Annotated in this window: 11 protein-coding genes; 9 read left to right on the top strand and 2 right to left on the bottom strand. The window is 63.4% G+C overall.

The window, feature by feature from the left end; genetic code table 11:
- Window positions 1-67: 67 nt before the first annotated feature.
- On the bottom strand, window positions 68-997 hold the full coding sequence (locus GTP45_RS20865) for a LysR substrate-binding domain-containing protein (RefSeq protein WP_161015782.1): 930 nt from the start codon (window positions 995-997) through the stop codon (window positions 68-70).
- Window positions 998-1,116: 119 nt separating this feature from the next.
- Between GTP45_RS20865 and GTP45_RS20860 the strand changes: the two genes are divergently transcribed.
- Entirely contained in the window at window positions 1,117-2,358 is a 1,242-nt protein-coding gene (locus tag GTP45_RS20860) for an HD-GYP domain-containing protein (RefSeq protein ID WP_371874490.1), read from the top strand.
- Here GTP45_RS20860 and GTP45_RS20855 read toward each other — a convergent pair.
- A complete protein-coding gene (locus tag GTP45_RS20855) occupies window positions 2,355-3,398 on the bottom strand; it encodes a GGDEF domain-containing protein (RefSeq protein WP_161015780.1) in 1,044 nt (347 codons plus the stop codon). The genes GTP45_RS20860 and GTP45_RS20855 overlap by 4 nt on opposite strands.
- Window positions 3,399-3,655: 257 nt before the next feature.
- Between GTP45_RS20855 and GTP45_RS20850 the strand changes: the two genes are divergently transcribed.
- From GTP45_RS20850 to GTP45_RS20815, 8 genes are all read left to right on the top strand, one after another.
- The gene (locus GTP45_RS20850; RefSeq protein WP_161015779.1) at window positions 3,656-3,832 is read left to right on the top strand and encodes a Flp family type IVb pilin; all 177 of its coding nucleotides are present in this window, start codon (window positions 3,656-3,658) and stop codon (window positions 3,830-3,832) included.
- 55 nt (window positions 3,833-3,887) lie between these two features.
- A complete protein-coding gene (locus GTP45_RS20845; RefSeq protein ID WP_161015778.1) occupies window positions 3,888-4,322 on the top strand; it encodes an A24 family peptidase in 435 nt (144 codons plus the stop codon).
- Between the two features lie 87 nt (window positions 4,323-4,409).
- Entirely contained in the window at window positions 4,410-5,774 is a 1,365-nt protein-coding gene (locus tag GTP45_RS20840) for a DUF8689 domain-containing protein (RefSeq protein ID WP_161015777.1), read from the top strand.
- A complete protein-coding gene (gene cpaB / locus GTP45_RS20835) occupies window positions 5,771-6,610 on the top strand; it encodes a Flp pilus assembly protein CpaB (RefSeq protein WP_161015776.1) in 840 nt (279 codons plus the stop codon). The genes GTP45_RS20840 and cpaB overlap by 4 nt, the downstream gene beginning before the upstream one ends.
- A gap of 7 nt (window positions 6,611-6,617) precedes the next feature.
- Window positions 6,618-8,057, top strand: a complete 1,440-nt coding sequence (locus GTP45_RS20830) for a type II and III secretion system protein family protein (RefSeq protein WP_161015775.1) — start codon at window positions 6,618-6,620, stop codon at window positions 8,055-8,057.
- Between the two features lie 2 nt (window positions 8,058-8,059).
- Window positions 8,060-8,308 (top strand): hypothetical protein, encoded by a 249-nt coding sequence (locus GTP45_RS20825; RefSeq protein ID WP_161015774.1) that lies wholly within the window; start codon window positions 8,060-8,062, stop codon window positions 8,306-8,308.
- Window positions 8,305-9,477, top strand: a complete 1,173-nt coding sequence (locus GTP45_RS20820) for a CpaE/TadZ family protein (RefSeq protein WP_161015773.1) — start codon at window positions 8,305-8,307, stop codon at window positions 9,475-9,477. Before GTP45_RS20825 ends, GTP45_RS20820 begins: the two co-directional genes overlap by 4 nt.
- Window position 9,478: 1 nt before the next feature.
- Window positions 9,479-10,825, top strand: coding sequence for a TadA family conjugal transfer-associated ATPase (locus GTP45_RS20815; protein WP_161015772.1), 1,347 nt, complete (start codon window positions 9,479-9,481; stop codon window positions 10,823-10,825).
- Window positions 10,826-10,828: the final 3 nt, after the last annotated feature.

Below are 10,828 nucleotides of genomic sequence, written 5' to 3'. Positions count from 1 at the left end.
ATGACCAGTATGGGCGCTACTTGACGTATACGGAAATACCGTTTGACGATAGGGGTATAAGGAAAACTTATAGTGGCGTGGCGCCTGGCCACGCGCCCTCGGCGCACAGGCGGTCGCTCACTTGCCGCACCAAGCGGCTGATGGCCGCCGCCGCGTTAGTCAGCGGAATGTTGCGGGAAGCGCACAGCACCACCGTGCGCGAGATTGCCGGGCTGTGGATGCGCTGGGCGCGCAGGGTGCCGCGCTGCAACTCGTCCAGGACTGGCGCGGACGGCAAGATGGTCGCGCCCATGTCGGCCAGCAGGGCGGATTTGAGGATGGCGATGGAGTTAATCTCGATGACATTGCCGACATTGAGGCCGGCCTCGCGCGCCACGCTCTCGATGCGCGGGCGCACGCCGTGCTGCAAGCCGGGCAGGATCAGCGTGGTGCCCAAGGCCTGCTGCAATGTAAGTGAGTGCTCGCCTTTTGCAAAAGTGGCATCGGCGCGACAAATAAAGTGCAATTCCTCCTCGGCCAGCGCAGTGGTGGCAAACTGGCTGAGCTGGCCATCGTCAAACAGCACGGCCAAGTTGACGCGGCCGGACTTGAGCTGGTCGCTCAGGTTGCCGGTCAGCTCCTCGGTCAGTTGCAGGGTGATTTCAGGATACTGGGCGCGGGTAGCGGTCAGCAGCGGCAGCGCCAGTGCGCCGGAGATGCTATGCGGCAGGCCTAGCGTAACGGCGCCGCTCGGCCGTTCGGCCGACTGCGCCACGGCGGAGCGGGCGTCCGCTACCTGCTTGAGGATGGCTTGGGCATGCTCGTAGAACACCTTGCCGGCGTCCGTGCTGAGTACGCCTTGGGCGCTACGGTGCAGCAATTGCACGCCCAATTCTTCCTCCAGCTGGCGCAATTGCTGGGTCAGCGCGGGTTGTGCAACATGCAAGATCACTGCCGCGCGTGACAGCGAGCCGTGGTCGACGATTGCAACAAAATAGCGTAGTTGACGTAGTTCCATATCCAATCAGCAAAGCGGTAACACTGGCAAACAGGAAGTTGCAGGTGTAAATTTAATCCCGTTGGGAAACAGTTTGTTATACTTATGCTAGCGCAGTTCTGCGTCAGCTTCCTCTTTTGATGGGTATCCGTATGTTAAAGAAAGTCGACTCCTCCCAGCTTAAAGTAGGCATGTATATTCATGACCTGAGCTGCGACTGGATGACCCATCCGTTCGTTCGCAACCGTTTTCTGATCTCCAGCGGCGAGGAAATCCGCAAAATCATCAACGCCGGCATCCACGACGTTGTCATAGACAGCTCGAAGGGCCTGGACGTGCAAGATGCGCCCACGCTGGCCGAAGCGCAAGCGGCGACCGAGCGTGAAATTGTCGAAATCGTTGCCAAGGCGCCGGTGCAGACCCGCGTTTCGCTGGGCGAGGAAATGCAGCGCGCGGTGCAAATCCGCCACCAAGCCTCGACCGTGGTGCGCAGTGTGATGCAGGATGCGCGTCTCGGCAAGGCCATTGAGCTCGATCAAGTGCAGCCGGTGGTGCAAAACATTACCGAGTCGATCCTGCGCAATCCTGGCGCGCTGGTAGGCCTGCTGCGGATTAAAACCAAGGACGATTACACCTTCCTGCACTCGGTCAGCGTGTGCACGCTGCTGGTGGCGTTCTGCCGTTCGCGCAATATCCCGGCCGACATCACTCACCAGGCCGGCCTCGGCGGCCTGCTGCATGACACCGGCAAGGCGCTGGTGCCGGACAAAATCCTGAATAAACCAGGCCCGCTGACCGACGAAGAATTTGCCATCATCAAAAAGCACCCGGAAGATGGCTACAACATTCTGCGCCAAACGCCGGAGATCGGCCCGATTCCGCTCGATATCACGCTGCACCACCACGAGCGCCGCGACGGCAGCGGCTATCCGAGCAAGCAGGCCAACGATGAAATCAGCGAATTGGCGCAGATGGCAGCCATTGTCGACGTGTACGACGCCATTACCGCCGATCGCTGCTACCACAAGGGCATGTCCGCGGCGCAGGCGCTGCGCAAGATTTACGAGTGGAGCAAATTCCACTTCAACCCGCAGTACGCGCAGGAATTCATGCGCTGCGTCGGGATTTACCCGGTCGGCACCATGGTGCTGCTGGAGTCGGGCCGCCTGGGTGTGGTTGTGGAACCACACGAGACCAATCTGCTGGCGCCCAAGGTCAACGTGTTCTTCCACACCAAGAAGAACGTCTACATCAAGCCGGAAACGGTGGATTTGTCGCGCGCAGTCGGCTTTGGCGGCGGCGACAAGATCGTCGGCCACGAATCGCCGGCCAAGTGGAACGTCGATCCGATGCGTTTCCTGACCGTGGCTGCTACCGCTTAGAAGAACTCGGCGGTATCGTTGGATTCGATGGTTTGCAGCAGGCCGCCGCTGACCAGTTCGTCGTAGTGGCAGACCAGGTTGCGGCCATGGCTCTTGGCGTAGTACAGGGCCTGGTCGGCGTGTCCGAGAATGATCACCGGCGCTTCAAGGGCGCTGATACTGACAAAGCCCACACTCACCGTCACTTTACCCACCTGCGGGAAGTCGTGCGCCGCCACGTTTTGGCGGAAGCGCTCGATGATTTTCTTGGCGTTATCCAGCGTGGCGGAACGCAGCAGCACCACGAACTCCTCGCCGCCGAAGCGGAACACGCGGTCTTGCGCGCGGAATGACGAAGTCAGCAGGTTGGCGATCAGGATCAGCACCTCGTCGCCGTACAAGTGCCCGAAACGGTCGTTAACGTGCTTGAAATGGTCGACGTCCACCACCGCCAGCCACTGCTTTTCCTGCTCGTTGTGATGGCGGCGTTCGGCCTCGCCCGGCAGGATCACGGAATCTTGCTCAGTGCTGGCGGCCAGCATCTTGGACAGCTGGTCGTCGAAAGTCTTGCGGTTGAGCAGGCCGGTCAGCGAGTCGCGCTCGCTGTAGTCCAGCAAGTTCTGGAAATTGCGGTAGACGCTGACGATGGCGCGGATGACGTGGACGGTTTCCGTGGTGTACGGCGTCGGATTGACCACTTCCAGGCAGGTATCGGCCTTGTCGCCGAGCCAGATCGGCAGCCACAGGGTGTGCTCGTCGGCCTCGTTGGCCAGGTCGGCGCTCGACTCGTGGCGGGCGATGCACTGCGCCAGCGCCGGGTAGCTGGAAATCGGCTCGCCCGGGTTGTGCTGGTCGGAGGTATCGACCATGCGCGCGGCTTCGCCGGCGTTGATGACGGCGCGCGGCCGGACGAAAATCTTTCCTCGGACGGTGGCCAGGGTCAACACACGTACCTGATCGGCGCGGGCAAGCTCCTGCACCGCCGAAATCACCGAGATGTCGAGCATCGTGTGATCGCGGTGACCGGTCATGTCCACCATGTGTTTCAGTAGGGAGTCCATTTGCCTTTCCAAAGAACAGCTAAGCAGGATAATAGCTTTTTGCAATCGAGGCAATTCTTGTGTGCGAAAAAAAACTTACATTGCTGAAGAATGCGACCTTTTTCCGACACTCCTGTTTATCATAGACTAAAAAAGATTCCGCACGGAAAACTTGCGTCACGTCAACTCTCCAAAAACTGGTGTCCGTATAGTGAACCCAATGGCGCAGCAAGCAGGCGCCAGAGGCTTTCTTGATGGACTAACCAAAGGAGAACGACATGAACGCAATTATCGCAGTAGCGAAGGAGTTTGCGCGCGACGAAGACGGGATTACGGCCATTGAATACGGCCTGATCGCGGCGGTGATGGCGACGGCGGTTTCGGCTGCCTTCGGGCTGCTGGGGCCGGCGCTGAATACGGCCTTTACGGCGATCGCCACCAAAATCACGGGCTAAGCACTAGCCGGAGCTTTCCGGCCCGGGCCGGAAAGCTCCTTTCGGAGACACCGTCATGCTCAACGCGATTGAAATGATTCTGATCTGCCTGGTGGCGCAAGCAGCGCTCACCGACTTGGCCTTGCGCAAGATTCCCAATGTATTGATCCTCAGCGGTTTGCTGCTGGCGCTGATCCTGCACCTGCTGAGTGGACAGCCGGGAGCGCCGCTGTCGCAGTGGCTGGCCGGCGGATGCGCCGGCTTTTTTTTATTCCTGCCCTTGTACTTGCTGCGCGGCATGGCCGCCGGCGACGTCAAGCTGATGGCCATGGTCGGCGCGTTTGTCGGCCCGTGGCAAGCGGTGCAGATTGCCGCGCTATCGGCACAGCTGGGCGGCGCGATGGCGCTGTGGATGTGGTGGCGCTACTCGTCCAAGGTCAGCGTCGGCATTCCCTACGGCGTGGCTATCGCGCTGGGCACGGTCGGCGTTGTCGCCTGGCGGCATCATTGAGCTGAGCTTGCTGCACGTCAATGTCCACAAAGCATGGCCCGATAAACTTGATTCCATACCGAAACAAGTTTCCTTGCGGAGATAACCATGCTAGCCCTTGAACCGCCATCCCCCTATACCCAGTTGCTGGACGCCGAGCCGGAAGCGGTGCTGCCGCCGCAGCCGAAATCGGTGCGCGACAGCGGCTTGCCGCAGCAGCTGATTGTCGAATTGATCGCCAAGGCGCTCTACCTCGGCGGCAAGAGCCATCTGCCGGTGCTGACCACCAAGCTGCATCTGTCGATCAACGTGCTGCGCGAGGTGCTCGACTTCATGGTGGCCGAGCAGGTGGCGGAAGTGGCGTGGCGCGGCGACTCCGACCTCGACGTGCAATACCAGCTCACCAGCGCTGGCAAGCAGCGCGCCAGCGCGTGGCTTGAGCGCTGTCCTTACGCCGGGCCGGCGCCAGTCACGCTGGAAGCATATCGCGCCATGGTCGAGCGGCAGGCCGCGCAAGCGCCGCAGGCCTGCGCCGATGAACTGGCGGCGGAATTCACCGACGATTTTCTGGCGCCGCCGGTGCAGCGCATGCTGGGCGCGGCCATGTACGCGGGCCGCAGCATGCTGCTGTACGGGCCTTCCGGCAGCGGCAAGTCGGTGCTGGCGCGCCGCTTGGGCGCGCTGCTGCAAGGACTGGTGGCAGTGCCGCATGCGATCGTGGTGGGGCAGGACATCGTGCAGGTGTACGATCCGGCGATCCACCGCGCACCCTTGCCGCGCCAGGCGCGCCTCGCCCAGCAGCCGGAGCGCCGCAGCAGCGATCCGCGCTGGGTGCTGTGCCAGCGTCCGGTGGTGGCGCTCGACGCATCGTTTGATGCGGACATGCTCGACCTGCAACCCGATGCGGCCAGCGGCTGCTATCGCGCGCCGCCGCAGCTGAAGGCCAACAACGGCTTGCTGATCGTCGATGATTTGGGCCGCCAGCGCCTACCCGCTGCCGAATTGCTGAACCGCTTTGCCCAGGCGCAGGAGCTGGAGCGCAGCGTGTTGTCGCTGGCCGGCAGCTATCACTTCCATGTGCCGTGCCGCATGCGGCTGGTGTTTGTCGCCAGTCTGCCGCCGTCGTCGCTGCTGGACGATGCATCGCTGCGCCGCGTCGGCTACAAGATTCCCATCGGTGCGCTGAGCGCCGCCAACTACCGCACGCTGTTGCGCCAGCAGTGCTTGAGCATGGGGGTGGCGTATGACGAAGCGGCGCAGCGCTATCTGCTCGATGAGCTGCATGCGGGGCGCGGCTTGCCGCTGCTGGCTTGCTATCCGCGCGAGATCATTGGCCGCGTGGCGGATTTCGCCGGCTTCATGGGCGAGCCGGCGCGCATGTCGATCGCAACGCTCGATCAAGCTTGGATCAGCATGTTCGCAGGCGGCGAGTTGCGCGCGGCGGGCGACGGTGTGGAGACGCGGATAGCATGAAAAATCGGCGCGCACTGTTGATGATGGCGTTGGCCATCGTGTTCGGACTGGGGGCCGTGGTGCTGGCCTCGCGCTGGCTGCTGCGGCAGGCGCCCGGCGCATCGAACAAGATTGTGGTGGCGGCGCAGGACGTCAATCTCGGTCAGCGCTTGACGCCGGAGATGCTGCGCCAGATCGACTGGCCGGCCGAGAGCCTGCCGCGCGGTGCACTGCGCGACGGCAGCAAGCTGGTTGGCCGGGTGCTGAAAACCAGCGTCTTGCGCGATGAACCCCTGAGTGAGGCCAAGCTGGCGCCGGCCGGCACGCTGGGCGGATTGTCGGCCTTGATCGCCGAGGGCAAGCGGGCGATCACGGTGCGCGTCAACGACGTGGTGGGCGTGGCCGGATTTGCGCTGCCGGGGAATTTTGTCGACATCATCGTCAACACGCAGTCGAATGAGCGGGCCATCTCCAAGATTGTGCTGGAGCGCATATTGGTGCTGGCCGTGGCGCAGGAAGTGGGACGCGATGAGACCAAGCCGCGCGTGGTGAATGCGGTCACGCTGGAGGTGACGCCGGCGCAGGCCGAGAATCTGGATTTGGCGCGCAGCGTCGGCACCTTGTCGCTGGTGCTGCGCAACCAGGTTGACCCGCGGCCGGGAACGACGGAAGGCGCGACCAAGGGCACGCTGCTTGGCGCCCATGAGCTGCCGCCTGCATCGCCCGCGCAGCCTGTGACGCCGCCGGTGGCCGCGCCGCCGTCGCGCCCACGCGTGCAGGTAGCCGCTGCGGTCTTACGCGCGCGATCCTGCATCGGCGTCATCGCAGGCGTGCAGCGCACGCAAGAATGCCTGTGAGCGCGCCATGGAGCCGATCCGCCAAGCGGCGCGACTGCACCTCCCTGCGCTGCTGGCAGCGCTGACGCTGGCCGTGCCCGCGTGGGCTGCCGCGCCGGTCGCCGCGCCATCGCCATCGTCCGGTGACGGCGCCGCGCTACGCTGCAGCGGGCAAGCCGCGCAGCCGGGCAGCATGCAGCTGCAACTGGGGAAGTCCACCCTCATGCGCATGCCGGAAGCGGTGCAGGCGCGCAGCGTCGGCAATCCCTCGGTGCTGCAAGCGATGCTGGTTGCGCCGGACACGCTGTACGTGGTCGGTGTCGATATCGGCACCAGCAACATGATCGTGCAAGGCCGCAGCGGCTTGTGCAACGTGGTGGAAGTGGTCGTCGGCATTGATCCCTCCGCCTTGCAGCAGTCATTGGCCGCATTGATGCCTGAGCAGAAAAACATCGAGGTCAGCGCCGCCGGCGACACCCTGGTCATCAGCGGCATCGTCGACGATGCACCGACCGCCGCGCGCGTGCTGGAACTGGCCGCCGCCTTCGTGCGCCGTCCCGCGCAGCCGCTAGACGCCGGCGGCAAGGGCGCAGCCGTAGCGGGCGCCGCAGGCGCCGCCGCCAGCAACAGCGCGGCCCAGGCAGCGCAGGCCAGCGCCCGCATCGTCAACTTCCTCAACATCGGCGCGCCGCAGCAGGTGATGCTGGAAGTGAAAATCGCGGAAGTCTCCAAGTCCCTGCTGGACAAGCTGGAAGCCGGCGTCACCGTCAACTTCGGCGGCGGCAGCTGGGCCAGCACCCTTTCGTCCAACTTCGTCAGCGGCACCTTGAAAAGCCTGCTCAGTATCGGCAACCGCGCCCGCCTCTCCGCCGACAAACAAGATGGCCTGGTGCGCATGCTCGCCGAACCCACCGTGATGGCGATCAGCGGCCAGGAAGGCAGCTTCCTGGCCGGTGGCCGCATCTTCGTGCCGGTCGCGCAGGACAACAACAAGGTCACGCTGGAAGAAAAAGAATTCGGCGTCGGCCTGCGCTTCACGCCGACCGTGCTGGCGGGCGGCCGCATCAACCTGCGCGTGGCGCCCGAGGTCTCCGAGATTTCGCGCGAAGGCATCGGCATCTCGGCAGCAGGTTTCAGTGGCGCCTCCGTGCTGCCGCTGATCACCACGCGCCGCGCCTCCACCACCGTGGAACTGTACGACGGCCAAAGCTTCGCCATCGGCGGACTGATAAAAAACAGCCAGAACACCACCATCAACGGCCTGCCCATCCTCGGCGAACTGCCGGTATTGGGGGCGCTATTCCGCAGCACCGACTTCCAGCAAGACCGCACCGAGTTGCTGTTCGTCGTCACGCCCCACTTGGTGCAGCCGCTACCTCCCAACTACAAACTGCCGACCGACAGCGTCACCGCGCCCAGCCGCGCCAAGCTATTCCTCGGCGGCCAAATGGAAGGCACCAAGGAGTAATCATGCGATATTTACCGATCCTGTTGGCGGGCCTGATCTCCGCCTGTGCCCAGACTACGCCCCAGTGGGACGCCCGCTTTGGTGTTGATACGCGCCTCGTATTGGCGCAACAGGTGATCAACCCGGCGGCGGGCCGCAACACCGATCCCGTCTCCGGCATGGATGGCCGCAGCGCGCGCGCCGCCTACGAACGCTATCAAAAAACCGGCGGCGAACCGCAGCAAGCCACGTTGATGAATGGTGCCAAATGAGAGCGCTCATGATCAGCAAGGACAGCCTGCTGCACGCGGAGATTGCGGCGCAAGGTTCGGCGCGCATGCCGGCGGTGCAGCTGATCGCATCGCGCAATGGCCTGCGCGATGCGGTGGAACGCCAGCTGCCGGAGACGCCGGAGCTGGTGATACTGGACTCCAGCGGCATCGGCGCCGAAGAGGGCGAATTGGTGGATCGCTTGAGCAAGCAGTATCCGACCGCCTCCTTCATGCTGCTGACGCGCGATCCGCAGCAGGATTTGCTGATCCGCGCCATGCGCGCCGGCATGCGCGAGGTGCTGCAACTGCCGCTGGTGCATCGGGCCTTCCACGAAGCCATGGATCGCATCGAAGTAGCGGCGGGCCTGAGTCCTGTCCGCGAAGGCAAGGTGCTGGCCTTCATCTCCTGCAAAGGCGGCAGCGGCGCGACTTTTTTATCGACCAATTTCGGCTACGCACTGGCTGCGCTGGCCGACCGCAAAGTGCTGCTGATCGATTTGCACGGCCAGTTCGGCGACGCCACGCTGTACGTCTCCGATCAAAAGCCGGCCATGACGCTGTCCGACATCTGCGCGCAGATCAGCCGCATGGACGGCGCCTTTCTGGACTCCTGCCTGGTGCACGTGGCCTCCAACTTCGGCGTGCTGGCGGCGGCCGATGATCCCAACCACACCGTGGACATGAAGCCGGAACACATGGACATCATCCTGCGCGTGGCGCGCCAGCACTACGACTTCGTGGTGCTGGACGTGGGCCGCCAGATCGACGCCATATCTTTGCGCGCGCTCGATCAGGCCGACACCATTTACCCGGTGCTGCAACTGGCGCTGCCCGATATCCGCGACGGCCGCCGCCTGCTCGATATCTTCCGCTCGCTCGGCTACCCCAATGAACGCACGCGCCTCATCGTCAACCGCTACGAGAAGGGCGGCAAGCTGCGCCTGATGGATCTCGAACAGGCGCTGGGGGCGGATGTGCTGCACACAGTGCCCAACGATTACCTGTCCGCGACCGATTCGGTCAACCAGGGCATACCGGTGCTGCAGCTGTCGCGCAGCAGCGCCGTGGCGCGCAGCCTGGCCGAGCTGGTGGAGCTGGTGGCGGCACGCCGCGTATCGGAAAGCAAAGGACTATTTGACCGCATCTTCGGTCGCAATGATGGAGGGTGAGATGAGCTTACGCGAACGCCTGTCGCATGCAGGAGATGGTCCCCTTGGCGATTTTGGCCCGCCGGGCCTGGCCGCTGCGGCCTACCAGGAGCTGAAAAAGAGCATGCACCAAACCATCCTGGATCGCATCGACCTTGAGCGCCTGAAGCGCCTGACGCCGGAGCAGTTCAAGCACGAGCTGGCGCTGCTGGTTCAGCGCATCATCGAGGAAGAGCGCATCGTGCTGAATCAGCATGAGCGGCACAACCTCGTGCTGGATATTCAGCACGAGATGCTGGGCTTTGGCCCGCTGGAGCCGCTGCTGGCCGATCCCGGCGTGTCCGATATCCTGGTCAATACCGCCGCCAAGGTCTACGTGGAGCGCGCCGGCAAGCTGGAACTGACCGAGACCACCTTCAACGACAACGCCCACCTGATGAAGATCATCGAGAAGATCGTCTCGCGCGTTGGGCGGCGCGTGGACGAATCGAGCCCGATGGTCGACGCGCGGCTGCCGGACGGCTCGCGCGTGAACGCCATCATTCCGCCGCTGGCGATTGATGGGCCGATCTTGTCGATACGGCGCTTTGCGGTCAACCCGCTCAGTATCGAGAAATTGCTCGACTACCGCAGCCTGACGCCGCCCATGGTGCAAGTGCTGCAAGCGCTGGGACAGGCCAAGATCAATATTTTGATCTCCGGCGGCACCGGCTCCGGCAAGACCACCATGCTGAACGTGCTGTCCGGCTTTATTCCGCCGCATGAGCGCATCGTCACCATCGAGGATGCGGCCGAACTAGCGCTGCGCCAGCCGCATGTGGTGCGGCTGGAAACGCGTCCGCCGAATATCGAAGGCAAGGGCGAGGTCAATCAGCGCTCGCTGGTGCGCAATGCGCTGCGCATGCGGCCCGACCGCATCATCCTGGGCGAAGTGCGCGGGCCGGAAGCACTGGACATGCTGCAAGCGATGAACACCGGCCACGAAGGTTCGCTCGCCACCATCCACTCCAACACCCCGCGCGATGCGCTGGCGAGGCTGGAGAATATGGTCGGCATGGCCGGCGTGAACCTGACGCCGCGCGCGACGCGGCAGCAGATTTGTTCCGCCGTTACGGTCGTGATGCAGGTCTCGCGCCTGACCGATGGCACGCGCAAGCTGATTAGCCTTCAGGAAGTCACCGGCATGGAAGGCGAGGTGATTGCCATGCACGAGATATTCCGCTTCGAGCAAAAAAGCGTGGATGCTCAGGGCAAGGTGCAGGGCAGTTTCTACGCCACCGGCGTGCGGCCGCGCTTTGCCGACCGCTTGCGCATGTTCGGCGTGGCGGTGCCGGACACAGTGTTCGACCCGGACAAAGTCTACGAGTAAGCG

The sequence above is a fragment of the Duganella rivi genome, from assembly GCF_009857435.1.
Taxonomy (GTDB): domain Bacteria; phylum Pseudomonadota; class Gammaproteobacteria; order Burkholderiales; family Burkholderiaceae_D; genus Rugamonas; species Rugamonas rivi.
The sequence above is the reverse complement of the archived record's forward strand: the minus strand, read 5'-3'. Positions and strand labels throughout refer to the sequence as shown.